Source organism: Oceanobacter mangrovi (genome assembly GCF_019740315.1).
Classification (GTDB): Bacteria; Pseudomonadota; Gammaproteobacteria; order Pseudomonadales; family Oceanobacteraceae; genus Oceanobacter; species Oceanobacter mangrovi.
Map to the genome: position 1 here is coordinate 937,140 of NZ_JAHXZR010000001.1, position 17,790 is coordinate 954,929.

Consider the following 17,790-nt stretch of genomic DNA (forward strand, 5'->3'; position numbering starts at 1 on the left):
CTCCTTGTCTCTCGCCGTTTAAAACAGGTCGTCTTGTTCAGGTTGGGCTTTTTCGGGTTGGTTTTTTGACTGGCTTTTTGCCTGCTGATTGGTAGCTGACTGATCAGCATTTGGCTCGGAATCCAATACAGTATCTGAGCTTATGGCAGAGGGCAGATTGGCAACATTCAGGCTGTAGTCGTCGTGGTCCCACTCGCATTTGTTCAGAATCACCTTGGGCAGTTTTTTCAGGGTAAGATTGGGGAAGTCACCATCCTTGCCCTCAAAAGCACCACACATCACCAAAAGGGTGTTTTCTCCGACCTCTTCAGACAGCAAGCGCAACTTGTCACGGGACAAACGCTGGGTGGTCGCATAGATAAAATCCGACTCAGTGGAATGGCCATGCTGCCACCAGCAGGCATCCGACGGCGCGTAGGTAAAGTTTTCCAGCTTGCAGACCGCCTCGGCCAGCATCTCGGGGTTGTATTCCTTATTGATAATCCAGTTGTCCCACTGGTCTTTTTTCAATAACGACGGCGCCAGCTTGTAATAACGGAAACCACCGCCGCCCTGCCAGTTCACCGCTTTGGAAATACCATCTTGGTCACTGCCATCAATAACGCCCTTAAGTCGCGGCAAAATATGGCTATCACAGTGCTCACCTAACTCTATCGTGATCCACTTGCGCTTCATTTTGTGTGCGACGGCAGCAGTTGTGCCCGACCCTGCAAAAGAGTCGAGAACAAGATCTCCTTCGTTGGTTGACATTTCTATTACACGTTTGATTAGCCCTTCTGGCTTTTTTCCTTTTGGAAAACGAACCCCACCTTCTTTATGAAGGTTATTTGATAGAAGGTCGTCCCATAGAGTTGATAAAGCTTGTGCCGTTACAACTTCACCATCTATCGATTTTGTTTTTGATGAATAAAAAATTAGCTGCTCCCCGTTTAAGAAATATATCTCTCCACTAGCTCCTCGATCAGCTTTATATATTTTGTTCTTATTATCCCTCGACATTGCTAAAGCGTTTCTTGCTATTTCAGCTACATCTTTATCAGCTACTCTAGCTGTACGGACTACACATTCAGGAGCACTCAGAACAAACTTTTCAATCTCCGCCTCAAAGTTCATGCCCAGTTTTGATTTTAGGGCATTTTTCTCAATTCCTTTGTATCTAGAAAATGCATCCATCAAAGGTACCAAAACCCATTTACTAGGATCTTCGTTACGATTATCCACATATTTTGAATAACGTGAATCTCGGTCTGTCTTTGAATATAGCTTGTTTGGTCTCCAAGAATTTTTATCTTTGCAATAGATCAATACAAAGCTAGTTGTACTAACGAGCCCAGGATTTATAGATTTAGGGCCAGAAACCGAACTTTGCTTAAAGGTAGAGATATATGCACGATTTGATCTCCCAAAGACTTCATCAAGCATCACGGTGATATATGCAAGTTCGTTGTCGTCAATATGTACAAATAGAGTTCCATCTTCAGACAGCAGCTTAGATATTGACCTGATACGGTCATACATCATGTTCAGCCAAATGGAATGCTCCAAGCCATCATCATAGTACTCGAATGCTTCGCCAGTATTGAATGGTGGATCGATATAGACGCACTTCACCTTGCCCGCGTAGTCCTGTTCCAGCGCCTTTAACGCCAGCAGGTTATCGCCAAAGATCAGCTTGTTATCAAACAGGTCGTTATCACTGACTTTATGGTCGGCATGGTAAGACTTACTCGGGTCTTCCAGCAGAATGCGCGGCTCCAGCTTGGGGCGCTGGTCTTTACCGATCCAGGTGAGTTCGAGTTTGGTTTTGCTCATGGTCGTCTCGTTAATTCGGTGCCACTCAAGGTCACAGCTGTTCTGCCTTGCCCTTAAGGTAATGGAACAGGTTCTGGTTGTAGGTATCGCCGGGTTGCAAGCGAGTTTGCTTGGCTTTGACGGCCGGGTCTTCTGCAATGCCCTGATACGCAATCCAGGTGTTTAGCATCAGCCTGGTGGTTTCTGGCTGACGCTTGAAAAATGCATGGGGAGCAACTGGGCTAAACAGGCTTTGGTATTGATCAAACACCTGCTGGCGTAGCTCATCAAAAATATGGCTGATCAAGGTTTCAACGCTCTGCGAGGTCAGCTTGTCAGCCCCTTCAATTTTGCTTTTGAAATGCTGCATCAACAGACTGCTAATGGCATAGCCGCAGTGTTTGTACACCAGCTTTTCCGGGCTGCCCGTCGTTCGTTCGGCTTGCTCCAATAATCTCAGGATAACCCGATAAACCATCACTGCATTTATGGCTGCCAGCCCTGTCAGGTCAGCAGTGAAAATCGCCTGATAGGATGCGTGACTCTTGTCTGTAAACTGACCCGGCTCAGATTTCAATTTGGCAGCATAATCAATCTGGCCATGATAGCAGGCCTGCGCTCTTGCCAGTTCCTCGATGCCCATCACCGGGATGCCCGAGCTGGGTGGCCGCTGAGGCCGATAATGGTATTCCACGCCGTTGACCGCCATTTCCCGCCGCAAACGTTCCTGAACATCATCTAACGCTGCGAAGTTAGCCAGATCCACCGGATTTTGCAGGTTACGAGCGCAGGTTACCTGTTTATGGAAGTCGTCGGCACCGGTTTCGATCAGGGTGACGATCACGCGGGCCAGGCTCAAATCCGCATCCGGATGCTGCTGTTTGAACTGGGCGATGGTTGATACGGTTTGCGCACCATTGACGATGGATAACCCGGTTACGTCGATGTTTTTCGCACTTTTGTCATTTTGGGGTTTACCCCTGGGCGCCGCAATGGCCGCCACCATAGTGATGCCGTTATTCAGGCACACAAAGCCTGCAGGATCTTTCAGCAGAGTTTGCTTGATCGCCGCGTTGACACCTCTGCGGCCGCTGCCCAGAAAGTAACGAATATTCTTTTCGTACAAACCCAGGCCAAACCGGTTGTGTAAATCAGCCAGTTCATCAAGCGGCATCAGGCCAAAGATGACGTTACGAGGTTCATTCAGCTTCTGGTATTTACGGATGGTGATGCGGGTGTCCACACTTTCGGTTGCGTGTTCTTCCCGAAGTGCATTTTCGATTTCAGCGGGCCCAAACCGCAAAATCTCGTCAATGACTCGTTCGTCATCGTCTTGCAAGGCTTGCAGACCTCGCTCCAGTGATTGGTCTGCCGCACCGGTAATACCCGGGCCACTGTAGGCCACAATCAGCTGAATATGATCGCAAGTATCCAGTGCCGCTTCTATCTGAGGCTGGATAGTTTTTACGTTCTGATTAAAACGCTCAAACTGCTTGTTCAGTATTAATCCTACACCTACCAGAAATGCCAGTGCTTCTTCCTGTTTGAATTCTTTCTCTGCCTTTAACTTGGATTGCACCAGAAAGAGGGTTTTGCTCTCATCATCATGGTAGATAGCATCGATACCATGATCTTCGAAGTCATCAACAACGGCGGCGCAGGCCTGAGTCTCTGACAACTGAAACTGCTTGTGCAGAACAAACGCGCTAAAGGCTCGGGATACCTGTTTGATTTCTCGCTTTCGCTGATCGCTTTCTCCTTGCCCTAGCAGAGGAGGTAGGTGTGCTACGAATCGGTCTTTCAATAGTTGCTCCAGTGGAGCAATAAACTGTGCGCTGAGTGATGCTTCGGGCACGACAACTTCCTTATTTTCGTTTTTACCTGGCCGCTCTGGGAGAGGTTTTCACTTATCCAGAAACGAGCAACCCCTCGCGGTGCGCTGCATTCAAGCCATCAGGCGGGACGAGAAGCGGGAGGGGCATTATTGCAATCAAGCGTATCCAGAGAGGCTTTTATGTCAATGACTTTTGCTCTCATTGGATTGAGTTGCCTCTACACCAGCGTCCAGTGAATCGAGAACAGATCAGTGGTTTGAGTCTGTTTATTTAGTTTGCTTTCCAGTGACTCAATAAGCGTTTCACGGCGCTCGTCCACTTCATCCTGGCGATCAAACAGTTCCCGACGCGCCTTGTTGCGCTGCTTTTCCAGATCCCGCTGCTGCTTTTGCAAGGCCAGTTTTTCTTCCAGTGTGGCGGCGATTTTGGCGTCGCGACGGGTTTGCTTGATGGCTTTGTCGAGTTCCTTGATGTCGTATTCCAGCCCTTCCTTTAGGTCGTCAGCCCAATGATCAAGCTTGCTGACTTCCTGCTCGAAGAAGCTCAGATTGCGGTCGTTGATATTGCGTTCAACGTCATGACGTTGTTGCTGGAGCTGGTTACTGATTTGTTGTTCCAGTGTGCCCGGTTCGTTAACGCCATAAGCAGGCAAATTTCTGGCTGCTAGCGCCATCAGCTTTTGGGCAACCTCGGCGGGCATAATCTCACCATCATCGGTGACCGCTGCAAAAATAAGGTGGTCTTCAGAGCGCTCCAGTGAGTCGACCGAGAATTTTTGCAAGGTCAGTAAACCGGATCGCCCCATATACGGCTCCAGCGCACTGATCTTGCCATCGTGGTGGCTGTAGTCGAATTCCACGTAGCCCCAGGGGAGTTCCCGAGTCAGAGCTTGTTCAATCAGCTGCTGCCCCAGTGGATGGGTCAAACGGTAAATATGGGTGTTGGCTGGCTTTTCATCGTCTTGCAGCTTGGTGCCGCGCCGCACCAGCTGATACTGACCCGCAGGACTATCCGCCAGACTTTCAGCCAGAGAAAAGCTGTAGGTATCGTCATCGAACGCTGCCAGACCGTTGAGTTCATGATGAGTCATGGCCCAGAACCAGCGGCTGATTTTATCGAGACGCTGCTGAGCCTGATCCAGCTGAATTTTCATCAGGTCGTGAATGTCTTCATCGAAGTTTTCCAGCAGCAGCTGGCGAGTCTCCAGCATTTTCTGGTTAATCTCGGCTTCCATGTCCTGACGTAGCTGGTTGAAAGCCGCTTCAATTTCAGGCGCTTCTCGGCAGGTTTCGTAGATGTTCTGGATGCGCTTTTCGAAATCAACACCGGATTCAATGCTGCCCAGCACTTCATCGGAGGCGCCAAAGACACCATCAAAGAGCTGGAATTTTTCCGTCAGCAGCTCCAGAACACGGCGATCGGCTTCGTTCTTTTCATTGAGGAAGTTGATCACTACTACGTCGAACTTCTGGCCATAACGATGGCAGCGGCCAATACGCTGTTCGACTCGTTGCGGGTTCCAGGGCAGATCGTAGTTAATCAGCAAGGAGCAGAATTGCAGGTTAACCCCTTCGGCGGCTGCCTCCGTGGCGATCATAATGTCAGCGCCAAGGCCGTCATCACGTTTGAAGTAGTCAATCAGGGCTGTACGCCTATCGACCTGAGGGGAACCGGTAACTCGATCACTGCCGTGATTATCCTTCAGCCACTGCTGATAAACCTGGGTTGCCTCCAGTGAGTTGTTGGTGCCGCTGAAGGTGGCTAAGCGTCCGGCAAAGCCATGCTGCGAGAGAAATTCTTGCAGATACTCCTGAGTGCGGCGCGACTCGGTAAAAATGATGGCTTTTTCCTGTGCGCCCATCTGGGCCATACGCTCAAAGCCCTGAGTCAGCGCGGTCAGCAGGGCTTCCGCTTTTTGGTCAGTCTCAATCGCCGCAGCCAGCCGGATGTAGTGCTCAAGCTCTCCGATTTCGGCTTTTAACGCTTCCGGGTCTATGTCGTCATCTTGAGCACTGGATGTGTCTTCAAACGACTCTTCTTGGGAATCCTGTTCGAAGTCATCGCTTTCCAGCAGCTTGTCAGCAATGGACTGATCAGGAATCACACCGGCATAAAGGTCTTCCAGTCGGTCTTTGATTGTCGAGAGAGTAAACAGCACCGCACGAGAGCTGGACGCGGCCAGCTTGCGCAGGATCAGACCAGTCAGATGACGCTGATTCCTTGGCAAGGCATAGCTATCGTCTTTTTCCAGCAGCGCCGTAATGCACTCATACAGCTGCTGTTCCTGAGCAGATGGAGTAAATGGAACCGTGATGGTTTGGCGCTGGGTGTAACGCACGTATTCCAGTACATCTTTGCGCAGCGTTCTTTGTACAAAACCTGCCAGGCGGTTTTTCAGCTCGTTGTAGGCAGAGCCATTAACGAACTGATCCCGAAAGCTTCGTTCGTCACCAAACAACTGCTCATCAATGATGGTGGATAAGCCATATAGCTCCATCAGTGAGTTTTGTAAGGGGGTAGCGGTAAGCAGAAGCTTCTTTCTGTTGCCCAATGCCATCCGCAATGCCTGCCCCATACGGTTACTTGGCCTGTGGGCATTACGGAGTTTGTGGGCTTCGTCGATAACGACCAGATCCCAGGGCGAGAGCATTAATTCTTCTGCAATCCGAACGGCGTAGTGATAGGACATCACCAGAATGCTGTTGCTACTTAGAGGGTCAATTTCACCGGCTGATTGTCGGGAGCGCCAGGTCTTTGCATCCAGAACGGTCGCGGGGAGGTTGAACTTGTCGGATAGCTCTTGCGCCCACTGCTTCCGCAGAGCTGCCGGGCAAATGATTAACAAGCAACGCTTTCTTTCAGCCCAGTATTGGGAGAGTACCAGACCAGCCTCAATCGTCTTGCCGAGACCCACTTCGTCCGCGAGTACTACGCCTTTGTTCAAAGGATTTTGCAGAGCAAACAGAGCTGCCTGAATCTGGTGAGGGTTCAGATCCACACTGGCATCAAAAAGTGACTGTGATAAACGATCCACGCCGGACTCAGCGCTGCGAATGGTCAGCTCCTGAGCGAAGTAGTGGGACTGATAGTCGGTAATCTGCATTCTTAAAACCCTGAATCCATACGTATTAACACTGCGGCGACATCAGTCGGAGACTTTCTCCAGCAAATCCCCAACCTCACATTCAAACAACTCACACAGCTTATCAATGGCATCCAAGTCGATGCGTTGGGCTGTTTCCTTGTACAGCAGGGTAACCGTATTACGGTTAAGTCCTGTTTCACGAGCTACATCGACAATCTTCAGTTTGCGCTCACCCATCAAGCGCGCCAGGTGACAACGAATCACTTGAACCACTCCCAAACGACAAAATGTCATCCTGAATGGCAAAAAGCTATTGCAAGATTCATTTTGTGAGTTAATATGTTATCCAGAATGACATTTCGCACTTCTGAATGGCGTTAGGTCATCTAGCATATCAACTACTGAGGATACTGACGATGTCTACCTATCTCACCACCGAAGAACTGTCCGCTCGTATCAAGTACGACGCCCGCACTATCCGCAACCAGTTGAAAGACTCTGTGTTGCTGGAAGGTATCCACTACGTACGCCCATTTGGCGGCCGCAAGATCTTGTACATCTGGGAGCGCATTGAGCAGGACATGTTCAAGGCACCGGCTATCGACACTCTGGTTATGGGCTTGCAGTAAGGAGACGCTGACATGGCAACTGTAAATAGCCGTGGCGGTAAGCTCTTCCTGGATTTTCGTTACATGGGAGAGCGCTGCCGCGAATACACCAAGCTGGATGATTCGCCAGCCAACCGCAAACGGGCCAAGAAGATTCTGGAGCGGATTGAAGCTGAAATCGTATTGGGGACGTTTGATTACTCGGCTTATTTCCCCAAAAGCAAACGCGCTGAAGTCTTTGCCGAACGGGCCAAGGCAGGGGAGCAGGCCAAGAAGCGGCTGGGGATTTCGGATGATACAACCGAGCACCCGACCTTCGCCGAGTTTGCCGATATCTGGCTGGCTGAAAAGAAAGTCGAATGGCGTGACAGTCATCTGATGACGGTGATTTCCAACCTCAACAGCTACGTGCTGCCCGAGTTTGGAGATAAAAGAGTCAACGACATCACCAAAGCCGACATCCTGAATTTTCGCTCCACTCTCGCCAAAGAACCAAAGCGAAAAGGCAGTCCACTGAAAGCTTCGACCATCAACAAGGTAATGACACCGTTGCGAATGATTGTGAGCGAGGCCGCTGACCGTTATGAGTTTACGTCGCCATGGAAGGGAATCAAATCCCTCAAGGTTCAGAAAGTCGATGTCGAGCCCTTTACACTGGAAGACGTACAGAAAATCCTCGCCAATGTGCGGCCAGATTTTAAATCCTACTACACCGTGCGTTTCTTCACCGGGATGCGCACGGGTGAAGTAGACGGCCTGCAATGGAAGTACGTCGACTTCGAACGGCGTCAGATCCTGATTCGTGAAACCGTTGTGAACGACCAGCTGACTTACACCAAGACGGATGGCTCACAACGTGAAATCCAGATGTCGCAGCCGGTGTATGACGCCCTGAAAGAACAGCAACAAGTCACAGGGCGCATGCAGTTTGTGTTCTGCACCCGGACAGGCACGCCACTGAGCCACAACAACGTGACCAAACGGGTGTGGTACCCATTGTTGCGTTATTTGGGCATGAAACAACAGCGTCCCTATCAGACACGCCATACGGCTGCGACCTTGTGGCTGGCAGCGGGCGAAGCACCGGAATGGATTGCCCGCCAGATGGGGCATACCACGACGGAAATGCTGTTCCGGGTGTACTCCCGCTATGTCCCGAACCTGACTCGTCAGGATGGCTCGGCATTCGATCGGCTGTTAGTCCAGCAAGGAATTCAGACCAGCGGACTCATCACTGAAAAAGCAGAGGAGGACGCCGATGAAGCATGAGCGATTTCATCAGGTCTGGGTCTGTGAACGAGCCTACAGCGTCGCCGAATGGCTGATTTTGCTGTGCCAGATCCAACCGGGCCATGGACTGGCACCGTATCTGGGAGTGATGCCTTACCTGGACAATCACAGCGCGGTGCGCCTGTGGGTACAGCAGAAGTACAAACAGCGACCACCAGAGTTCCAGACCTTGGGAGATGTGCGCAAAGCCTTTGTCAGGCTGCTGCCCGAAGGCAAAGGCGATTGGTGAAGAAGGGCCGGAAGGCCCTTCTGTTTTAGCAGTAGAGCACGCATGAAAAATGAAGGTCCATGAATAGAAAAATGCTTATGCCAACGTCAGAGATTCCTCGACCACTACCATGAAGGGATTAGCCCTCTCGCGGCTGAAAAACTTAAAACTATCTCCGGAATCAGTTGACCACTACACTCGGTGCAGGTCAATGACATCGATTGTCATGAGAAAGAGTGCGATTATTGAACCACTACAGTAGAACCAATTTAGTTTGTCGCACTTGCTAGCTTTCTGTCACCTTCATTGCCTTCAATAACACGACTGACCTCATCCAACGCAACAATTTTGTTTCCACGAATGCGCATGAAAACGTAAACCTCCAGTTTTGATACCTTTCCATCCAGATGGCTGACTGTAGCGATATGGCGTTCAGCGAGGCGATCTGCACATATGCAGACATCAATAACCTCAAAATCCACTTTCCTGGTATGTTCCCGGACGTGTGACAAGTGAGCAGTGAATGCTGCAAAGTCGAGAATGTTGCCATCACTGCACTGTATATAGTCAGGGCTGAACAGTTTTTCTGGCGGAATGAGCCCGGCAAAGAGGCCGTTGAGAATGTTGGCCAGAATAGTACATTGCTCTTCTTCGTTGGTTGCGGATGTAAGATTTTCAATATTCATGTCTCTGCTCCTGTTTAATGATTGCTGGAACAGAGTGCCTTGTCAGGGCATTGCAAGGGATATAGATTGAGCCAATAAATAACGATTTTCGGCCATTGTATGACAACTATCTCCGATATACATATATCCGGACTACAGCATCCTGCGGGGTACGTCAGCAGCTGGCACTGCCATGCCGCCAGTCAGCTTACTCTGATTGATCAGGGCGTTTTGCTGATTGAAACGATCGCTGGGCGCTGGTTGATTCCGAGAGGTCGGTTAGGCTGGATTCCTGCACAGACCAAACATACTGCCTTCTCACATACTGATATTATGGGGCATTCTTTGTATCTGCCTGCTGAGCTGTGCAGGGACTTGCCCATTACCCCCTGCGTACTCGATATAAGTAATTTTGGCTCAGGTGTACTTCGGCAGCTATTTGCCCGGAGCAGTGATAACGCGATTGAATCCGCACTATTAACTCTGCTGATGCATGAACTGAGTACCGCTACTATAGAGCCATGGCAACTGCCTATTCCCAAGGATCGCCGCCTGCAGAAACTGACAACGCTCACTCTCAAAGATGTTGGCAGTAACCAGTCGATTGCGTATTTAGCCAAAGTAATAGGGATGAGTACGCGATCTGTTTCACGCCGGTTTTCAGAGGAAACCGGAATGTCATATGTTCAGTGGCGACAACTCGCCCGCTTAATGCAAGCTATGGAATGGCTACAAATGGGAAAGCCGGTAGAGTGGGTCGCACAATGTTGTGGCTACAGTAATACGAGTGCATTTATTACTGTCTTTAAACAACATATGAGAATGACTCCGGGCAAATGGGTAAGAGGTGCGCGTAAAATAGCCGACTGATCATGAGTTTCCTGATGACGCTATGGGGACACTGACTCTAAAGGTGTAATCCTCCCCTGATTAGAACCACTACAGAGGGCTGTAAACAAGCCTCAGGTTGTTCGTCTTGTATGGGATGGGATTGATTAGGTATTTAGTCTATCTATTGAGAGAAATGTGTTACTGTGAACACTCAATACTCTATTTCTTATTGAGTGAAATTTTAATAACCCACCAGGATTTTGCCTTGGTGTGATGCCTTATTTGAAAAAGGTGTCGCATATATGGAATATTGCTAGTCTGTAATTTGGGTTCGTCGAATTACACTAGCGCAGCTATTGATTGGCATCGTAAGGGTTGCTTCTTGGGTCATTGCGTTTAGGATCTTGTGTTATTTTGTCTCGCTCGTTGGGTTGGAAAGACTTGATCTGGTCTCGGCTGACAGAGAATTTTGGTAGGCATGGGGATTGGCTTTGGTGTTAATCTCTTGTGGGGTGTCATGCCGTGGGGAAATGGATTCTGATTTTGCTCCGCTGAACATCTGGACTGTTATATCGCTCTTAGGGAGGGATAATGGTGATTTCTTATGAGCTCTCTGGAGGTGGAATGAGTGATGTCAATCTGGTCGTTCTGATGCTTGCAACGGCCACGGCTGTAGCATTTGCAATTCTGTTCATTGAGGGCAGAAAAAGGAGACGTAACCCTTCAGAAGATGACTCCGTGTGAGCTATGTAGTGGTCAACTAACTCCGGACACGGTTTTAAGTTTTTCTTCTGCGGCGTGAGGGCTGATTCCTCTGTTCGCAGTATGTGGCCGTTGCTGGTTGTAAAATCCCATCAGATAACGGCCGATATCCATTTTTGCTTCCGCCAGTGAGCGATACCAGGTATCCGGGATCCACTCGCTTTTCAAACTCCGGAACAGCCGTTCCATCGGGGCGTTGTCCCAGCAGTTGCCGCGTCGGCTCATGCTTTAAACCATGCGATAACACCAGACCCTCTGGCGGATTCAGGCTGTTGTACTGTGGTGCCCCGCTGCCCCTGGAAGCTTTCCGTGCTGCAGCAGAGATTATTGGTGAACTCGCGCTGGAGTATAGGCATGCTTGGACTCTGCTAATTTATGATGAACCAATTCAGGACATATTTGTGTAGGGGCAATACACCATCTGCCTGCGGATGAATAATTTTTATACAGGTGATTACATATTCACCTCTTTAATTTGGAATTATTTTAAAGCGTCTTTATAAATAATCTGTATAAATTAACTGCCATTAATATTTTTTCGAACTGTCATTTGAAAAATATCTAATAGCTGATTTTAATCGGCTAAAGCAACTATTGCCGAGGATCTGAAATCCTTCGAGAATCAATAAAACCAAGTACCTAAAACTTGCCACGATATTTGTCAATTTGAGAAAGTCATCACTCTATTGGTATTGACCCGGCTTGTCCAAGCGTCCAAAAATCTGCGTCGATTTTGTGTGATTATCGAAAAAATGATTTTGAGATAAGCATCATAAATAGACGAATACTTTCAGGATATGGACGTCAAAATGAGAAGCAGGTCTTTGAATAACCCGGGATGCAGCGGTATTGCGAATACGGGAGTGGCTGACCAATGAGTGCCACTTCTGTCGCTTTGGCCCATCCATCGTTACTGGGTTATCAAATTGGCGAAGTCTACTGGATCTTTGCTGCACCAGACTTCAAGGCGTCCACATTTCTGCTGCTCAAGCGCGAAGGTTTCTCGGGGAACTTTGGCTGGGGATCTGACAGTACTGAACTGGACGACCTGCTGACCTGGCTGGAGATGGACCAGATCAAAGATCTGTTTCGACTGGCGGGTGAAGAACCCAGCGATCGCTGGTTTGACAGCTGGGTGAAAAGCGATCTGCGAGACCGCATCCTCGGCGCTGGTCTGAAGGTCTACAAGGTCAACGAGAAAACCGCCAGACGGTTGGCCAACGGCAGCGACCCTATCTATTCCAGCTCCTCGCCATATGGCACCAGCACCGGTAACCCGGTGGATCAGATTCGCAACCAGTTGGCGCTAACGCTGGGGCAAGAAATTGAACAACGCTGGGATAAGAAAGACCTTGGCGACCAGGTGCACTGGGAAAGCCCGGAGTGGCTGCGGGAAATGGTGGAAGTCATCGACTCCGGCTCCGAAGTTGCGGACGTGGTGGTCAACTTCGCAGTGGGTCTGTTTGACGCCGCCGCTTTCCTGATCAAGCTCGCAGGGGACGCCATTGAACTGACCATTCAAGTCCATGCTGCTGCATTTAATGCCTATGAAAAGCTGATCAAGGGCGATGTTGAGGGCATTCGTCGGGATCTCGAAGCCCTCGGTATTGAACTGAAGGAAGCACTCGAAAGCGCCCAGGCATTCGAACAAAAGCTCCAACAGGGTTACGACACTTTTTGTCTGCTTAAAAATGATCCGCTCAGCTGCGAGCTGATTCTGGACTACTTCAGTTCCCTCTACGAAAGCATTCCGTACCGTGATAGCCGCAACATTGGTATCAACATTGTTGCCCAGGTAGGGCTGGAAGTGTTGTTGGCACTGGCAACCGGCGGCGCTGGCACGATCGCCAAAAACGCTGCACGTGCGGGTGCCAATGTCGCAGGCAAGGCTGCCAAGGCCGCGCGCGCAGCCCGTATCGGGCCATTCTCGATGAAAGCGATCGATCAGATGGTCGATCTCGCCAGAGCGCTGCGAAAAAGTGAAATCAAGGAAGTCGAAGCGCCGCCGATTCGCATCGTTGATGAAAATGCCGGGCCTCGAAAAACGGGTTCTGGCGGTGATAACGATTCAGGCAATGGCGGCAGTAACGGCGGTAATAACGATTCAGAGCCAACGCCAGATCCCGCAGATACGAATGGCGCGGACAAACCCGCCGCTAAAAACACCTGCACTAACGGTTGCCCAATCAGCATGGTCAATGGCGAAGAGCTGTTGGAGCTGGTTGATTTTCATATGGATGGACCCATTCCGTTTGTGTGGCAGCGGGTGTATCGCACCAGCGGAATTGAAACCAACAGTGGTCTGGGTTACGGCTGGACGTCACCGTTATCGCAACGGCTGGTGTTCAACAAAGACGACATCAAATACATGGACGACGAAGGTCGTGCTGTTAACTTCAATCACATTGGCATTGGCCAGCAATGCCGTAACCGCAGCGAAAAGCTGACCCTCAACCGTATTGGTCAGAATCACTATGCTATCGGCGCGTCGAGCGGCCTTGGCATTCGTTATCACTTTGAGCCGTCTGATGATAAATCCGTCTTCTGGATGACGCATTGGAGTGACCAGTCCGGCCACAAGATTTTCTTTCATCGCCAGAATGGGCTGGTTAATTGCATTCGGACCACCGAAGGCGAAGAGCTTCAGCTAGCGCATGATCAATATGGTCACATTGTAGCGATTGATCGGGTGATGCGGCCGGAAGATCGGCCAGAGTACATCTATCGGCAGGTTGCGTATGAATACAGTGACGAAGCGGATCTGATTGCCTCATACGACGAATTGGGGCATGCCCAGCGTTATCGTTATGACCAGCATGTGATTCAGCAGCGGACGTTGAAAAGCGGGTTTAATTTCTATTTCGAATGGACGCATCTGGGGACAGATGCGCGTTGCTTGCGCAACTGGGGTGACCAGATTAATGGCGAGCATGTTTACGACTACAAATTTGAGTGGGAGCTGGAAAACAACACCAGCCACGCTACCGACTCCCGTGGTGGTCGGCTCTCATACCGTTTCAATCATATGGGCTTGCCAGTCTGGATTCGTCAGCCAGAAGGTGACGAAACCTTCTACGAATACGACCGTGATGGCAACCTGATCAAGCTCACCGATGCGGCAGGCAACAGCGAACAGTTTCAGTACGATCACAATGGCCATCTGATTCGTCACACCAACAAGCTGGGTCATAGTCAGAAATTCAAGGTCAATCATGCCGGTCAGGTACTGGAAGCCACAGATCCAACCGGTTCGGTATGGAAGCGCCAGTACGACCGCAACGGCCGCCTGACCCAGGCAATCGACCCATTAGGTAACAGCACCCGGCTTGACTACAACACAGCCGGGTTACTGGCTGGCATCACCAGCGCAGAAGGGCATAAAACCAGTTACATCTGGGATAACCATCATCGGGTGACGGCCGTTCGTAACCCGTTGGGTTCCCACACCCGTTACAGCTACAACGAACGCGGACAGCTGACGCGTGTTCGTTACCCCAACGAACAGTATCAGGCATTTGAATACAACGACGCGGGGCAGTGTATCGCCGTACGCAGCAGTGACGGCAGCAGCGCAAGCTACCAGTACAGCCCGTTAGGCCACCTGGCCCAAATCACCGATCACACTGGCCGCAGCACCCAATACCAGTACGACCAACTGTCTCAGGTCGTAAAACGCATCGACGCCAGTGGCCAGGCGTTCGACTATCACTATGATGCTGAGCGGAACCTGGTTGGCCTGACCAATGAAAATGGCGAGCAGTACCAGCTTAAATACGACGGTAACGAACGGCTGATCGAAGAGATCGGCTTTGACGGCCGGGTACAACGTTACCAATACAGCGCAGCAGGCCATCTCGCCAGTAGTGAAGAATATCGCACCGATAATGGCCTTGTGCGCCCGTTTAACCGCATTCGTTATCGCCGCGACGCCGCTGGCAAATTGCTGTCGCAGCTGCAGGAGCTGGATCAGGGCCAACCCGTTCACCAGTACCTTGCCAACTACCGTTATGACCCGGCTGGACGGCTATTACAAGCCAACAACCAACACCGCGAACTGAGCTGGCAATACAACCCCGCCGGCCAGGTCATCAAGGCGTTGCAGGACCAGCACGAACTGCTGCATAGCCACAATACCCTTGGTCAGCGCATTAGTACCCAACTGCCCACCGGCGACCAGATTCATTACGGCTACAACAGCGCCGGGCAAACTGAAGCCATTCACTGGAATGACCGGCTGATTAGTGGCTTTATTCACGACGAATCCGGCGGCGAACAGGCGCGACTGTTTGGTAATGGCCTGTCGCAACAAAACAGCTTCGACCCGCAAGGCCGACTGCAAGCCCAGACCTTGCGTAATCACCGTAATGACCAAAACACCGTCATTAACGAACGCAAATACCAGTACAACGCCACGGGCCAAATCAGCCAGATCGACGACCAACTGCGTGGCAGTACCCAATACCGTTACGACAACATCGAACGACTGATACAGGTCACCGGCCCGCAGCCCGAGCAATTTGTACACGACCCGGCCGGTAACCTGCTGGGCTCCCCAGAAGACGTCGATACCGTAGCTGCAGGATCAGATACCAAAACCCCACAGGTTAGCGGCAACCGCCTTAACTTCCAGGGCGACCGTCACTACCGTTACGACGCCCAGGGCAACCGCGTAGAACAACGACGGGGTAAAGACGGCAAACGAGTCACCCGCTACCAGTACGACCATCAGAACCGACTCATCGCCATCGAGCAGGAAAATAGCGCCACCCAAAACGGCAAAGGCTTTGCTCGTACCGAATACCAATACGACGCCCTTGGTCGCCGTATCCGAAAAATCCAAAAAGACGCCAACCAACAAACCACTGGCGGCACAGAATTCTACTGGAATGACGACGTCTTGCTGACCGAGCAGGCGTTAGAGCTGGCACTTGAATCGTCAGATCACCCCGAACAGCAACAGCCAACCCGCCACTACGTCTTTGAACCCAACAGCTTCAAACCTCTGGCGTTCGTGCAGCATGAACAACTGCATTACTACCATCTGGATCACCTGGGCACGCCACAGGAAATCACCAACGCAAACGGTGAGCTGGTCTGGACCGCCCAATACAAAGCCTATGGCTCATTAGCGCTGGCTCCCATCCGGCAGGTCGAAAACAACCTCAGATTTCAGGGACAATACTTCGACGAAGAAAGCGGCTTGCACTACAACCGCTTCCGTTATTACGATCCCGAATGCGGCCGCTTTATCAACCAAGACCCGATTGGGTTGTTGGGTGGTAACAACAACTACCTGTATGTACCGAACCCGGTGGGGTGGGTGGATCCGTGGGGGTTGGTATGTAAGGAAGAATTAAAGAGGAGAATCGAGGCTTCTCGAAAAGCTCGGGAAGCCTCTAATTTTAGTTCCCATGTCGATGCGGAAAGTTCGCTTGCTTTGGAATCTATCAACTCAAAACCTGACTTTTATGTTGGGCCTACTGGGCCTGAGTCGACTCTTCCTAGTACAGCTTATCGATACGACCGCTACTTGAATGATGATGGAACTGAGTATAAATGGGGCAAGGCTTTGATCGAGACGTCTCAGGGAAGGGTTACATATTTCGGATTTGGAAAATACGAAACAGGAGCTCAAGCAAGAAGTGCGTTCCAAATTAAAGGCCCTGATATAGGACCGGATGATAACGGGGTAGGGTCTTGGAGTGATGCTAGAGTTAGAGGTGAATTTGATACACTACAACTTTATGAAAATGGAGTCCCTCGAATAAGGGTCCCAAGGATGTATGGTGATGAGTCCGGAGCTCCACTAGAACCGTTTACCGAAGCTTATCCCCAGTATGGTGCTGGCGGTGTGCAGCAGCTCCATGCAGATAGAAGAGAAGTGAATTTTGATCGAGTAGATATCTTGCCGGAGGGAGAATGATAAATTTAGAGAAACTATATGATGATGAAGCATATGCCTTAAAGGTTTTGATTGGATTGATAGATAAGTATGTAACTGATAGTGAGGAGAAGGTAAATCACATAAGAATGGTTGCTTCATTTCCGGGGACTATCCCTGGTAGGAAAGTTGGAGGTATTTTTCATGGATTTAAGATTTCTGAATGTGATCAAAGAATAATACAAGAAATCATTAATATATATGGTTAGATATAAGTGGCACAAATAGGACACCCAATTTAAGTTCAGCATCCTCAGGACTCACTGAAGAATTTTGTAGTGGTCAACTAATTCCGGACACGGTTTTAAGTTTTTTCGACTGCATGAGGGATCCGAACCAGACCCGCATGAAACGCGGCACTGAAGGGAACGAGGTCCTTTTGAGTTATCAAGCCCTCACCTATCAGGGTGTAGGGGTTCTTGAAATACTGCAATTGATACGCTACTGAATAACTTGGTTAGAAATTTGGGGAATTACACCTTTCTAATATAGAGGTTATTGAACCACTAAAGCTTTTACCTGACCGACCCAACGAAGGGTGCCATCGATATCAAAGGCTCTTCGCCCGAAGCCCTCATCAAGTAGAGCTTCGGGAAGATATTCATCATACTTTTCGATCATTTTTTCTGGCACCATTGAGGCCAGTTTGTAGTGGTTCAATAATCCCGGACACCCAGATAGGTGGTAATCTTGCCGCCAAAGAGGTGTTCAATGAAAAGACAACGTCGTTCCTTCACTCCTGAGTTCAAACTCGAAGCTGCCAGCCTGGTTCTT

12 protein-coding genes and 1 pseudogene are annotated in these 17,790 nt (G+C 50.0%); 6 read left to right on the top strand and 7 right to left on the bottom strand.

Annotated features, from left to right (window positions below):
- Positions 1-18: 18 nt before the first annotated feature.
- The 4 genes from K6123_RS04080 to K6123_RS04095 form a co-directional block, all read right to left on the bottom strand.
- Positions 19-1,812: a site-specific DNA-methyltransferase gene (locus K6123_RS04080; protein WP_221794342.1), complete on the bottom strand. Its 1,794-nt coding sequence runs from the start codon at positions 1,810-1,812 to the stop codon at positions 19-21.
- Between the two features lie 31 nt (positions 1,813-1,843).
- A complete protein-coding gene (locus K6123_RS04085; RefSeq protein ID WP_221794344.1) occupies positions 1,844-3,469 on the bottom strand; it encodes an AIPR family protein in 1,626 nt (541 codons plus the stop codon).
- 374 nt (positions 3,470-3,843) lie between these two features.
- A complete protein-coding gene (locus tag K6123_RS04090) occupies positions 3,844-6,729 on the bottom strand; it encodes an SNF2-related protein (RefSeq protein WP_221794345.1) in 2,886 nt (961 codons plus the stop codon).
- A 42-nt stretch (positions 6,730-6,771) separates the two neighbouring features.
- A complete protein-coding gene (locus K6123_RS04095; protein ID WP_221794347.1) occupies positions 6,772-6,975 on the bottom strand; it encodes a helix-turn-helix domain-containing protein in 204 nt (67 codons plus the stop codon).
- A 152-nt stretch (positions 6,976-7,127) separates the two neighbouring features.
- Between K6123_RS04095 and K6123_RS04100 the strand changes: the two genes are divergently transcribed.
- From K6123_RS04100 to K6123_RS04110, 3 genes are read left to right on the top strand one after another with little or no spacing between them, the layout of a single operon-like run.
- Positions 7,128-7,340: a hypothetical protein gene (locus tag K6123_RS04100; protein ID WP_221794349.1), complete on the top strand. Its 213-nt coding sequence runs from the start codon at positions 7,128-7,130 to the stop codon at positions 7,338-7,340.
- Between the two features lie 12 nt (positions 7,341-7,352).
- Positions 7,353-8,588 carry a site-specific integrase gene (locus K6123_RS04105; protein WP_221794351.1) on the top strand — a complete coding sequence of 412 codons (1,236 nt, stop codon included), beginning with the start codon at positions 7,353-7,355 and terminating at the stop codon, positions 8,586-8,588.
- The gene (locus tag K6123_RS04110; protein WP_221794353.1) at positions 8,578-8,838 is read left to right on the top strand and encodes a hypothetical protein; all 261 of its coding nucleotides are present in this window, start codon (positions 8,578-8,580) and stop codon (positions 8,836-8,838) included. The genes K6123_RS04105 and K6123_RS04110 overlap by 11 nt, the downstream gene beginning before the upstream one ends.
- Before the next feature lie 248 nt (positions 8,839-9,086).
- Here K6123_RS04110 and K6123_RS04115 read toward each other — a convergent pair whose 3' ends face one another.
- Positions 9,087-9,503, bottom strand: coding sequence for a nuclear transport factor 2 family protein (locus K6123_RS04115; protein ID WP_221794354.1), 417 nt, complete (start codon positions 9,501-9,503; stop codon positions 9,087-9,089).
- A gap of 99 nt (positions 9,504-9,602) precedes the next feature.
- Between K6123_RS04115 and K6123_RS04120 the strand changes: the two genes are divergently transcribed.
- Positions 9,603-10,352, top strand: coding sequence for a helix-turn-helix domain-containing protein (locus K6123_RS04120; protein WP_221794356.1), 750 nt, complete (start codon positions 9,603-9,605; stop codon positions 10,350-10,352).
- Between the two features lie 717 nt (positions 10,353-11,069).
- On the opposite strand, the pseudogene K6123_RS04125 reads toward K6123_RS04120, so the two are convergent.
- Positions 11,070-11,336 (bottom strand): annotated as a pseudogene (locus tag K6123_RS04125) (integrase core domain-containing protein); the annotation flags it as partial.
- 613 nt (positions 11,337-11,949) lie between these two features.
- On the opposite strand from K6123_RS04125, the gene K6123_RS04130 reads away from it, so the two are divergent.
- Both K6123_RS04130 and K6123_RS04135 read left to right on the top strand, forming a co-directional pair.
- Entirely contained in the window at positions 11,950-16,998 is a 5,049-nt protein-coding gene (locus K6123_RS04130) for an RHS repeat-associated core domain-containing protein (RefSeq protein ID WP_221794360.1), read from the top strand.
- Positions 16,995-17,225 (top strand): hypothetical protein, encoded by a 231-nt coding sequence (locus K6123_RS04135; RefSeq protein ID WP_221794362.1) that lies wholly within the window; start codon positions 16,995-16,997, stop codon positions 17,223-17,225. Before K6123_RS04130 ends, K6123_RS04135 begins: the two co-directional genes overlap by 4 nt.
- Before the next feature lie 286 nt (positions 17,226-17,511).
- Here K6123_RS04135 and K6123_RS04140 read toward each other — a convergent pair whose 3' ends face one another.
- Entirely contained in the window at positions 17,512-17,676 is a 165-nt protein-coding gene (locus tag K6123_RS04140) for a hypothetical protein (protein ID WP_221794364.1), read from the bottom strand.
- Positions 17,677-17,790: the final 114 nt, after the last annotated feature.

Excerpts from the sequence above, each read along its gene's own strand:
- K6123_RS04115 (WP_221794354.1), bottom strand. The coding sequence starts at position 9,503 with ATGAATATTGAAAATCTTACATCCGCAACCAACGAAGAAGAGCAATGT.
- K6123_RS04120 (WP_221794356.1), top strand. The coding sequence starts at position 9,603 with ATGACAACTATCTCCGATATACATATATCCGGACTACAGCATCCTGCG.
- K6123_RS04130 (WP_221794360.1), top strand. The coding sequence starts at position 11,950 with ATGAGTGCCACTTCTGTCGCTTTGGCCCATCCATCGTTACTGGGTTAT.
- K6123_RS04080 (WP_221794342.1), bottom strand. The coding sequence starts at position 1,812 with ATGAGCAAAACCAAACTCGAACTCACCTGGATCGGTAAAGACCAGCGC.
- K6123_RS04135 (WP_221794362.1), top strand. The coding sequence starts at position 16,995 with ATGATAAATTTAGAGAAACTATATGATGATGAAGCATATGCCTTAAAG.
- K6123_RS04090 (WP_221794345.1), bottom strand. The coding sequence starts at position 6,729 with ATGCAGATTACCGACTATCAGTCCCACTACTTCGCTCAGGAGCTGACC.
- K6123_RS04105 (WP_221794351.1), top strand. The coding sequence starts at position 7,353 with ATGGCAACTGTAAATAGCCGTGGCGGTAAGCTCTTCCTGGATTTTCGT.
- K6123_RS04100 (WP_221794349.1), top strand. The coding sequence starts at position 7,128 with ATGTCTACCTATCTCACCACCGAAGAACTGTCCGCTCGTATCAAGTAC.
- K6123_RS04110 (WP_221794353.1), top strand. The coding sequence starts at position 8,578 with ATGAAGCATGAGCGATTTCATCAGGTCTGGGTCTGTGAACGAGCCTAC.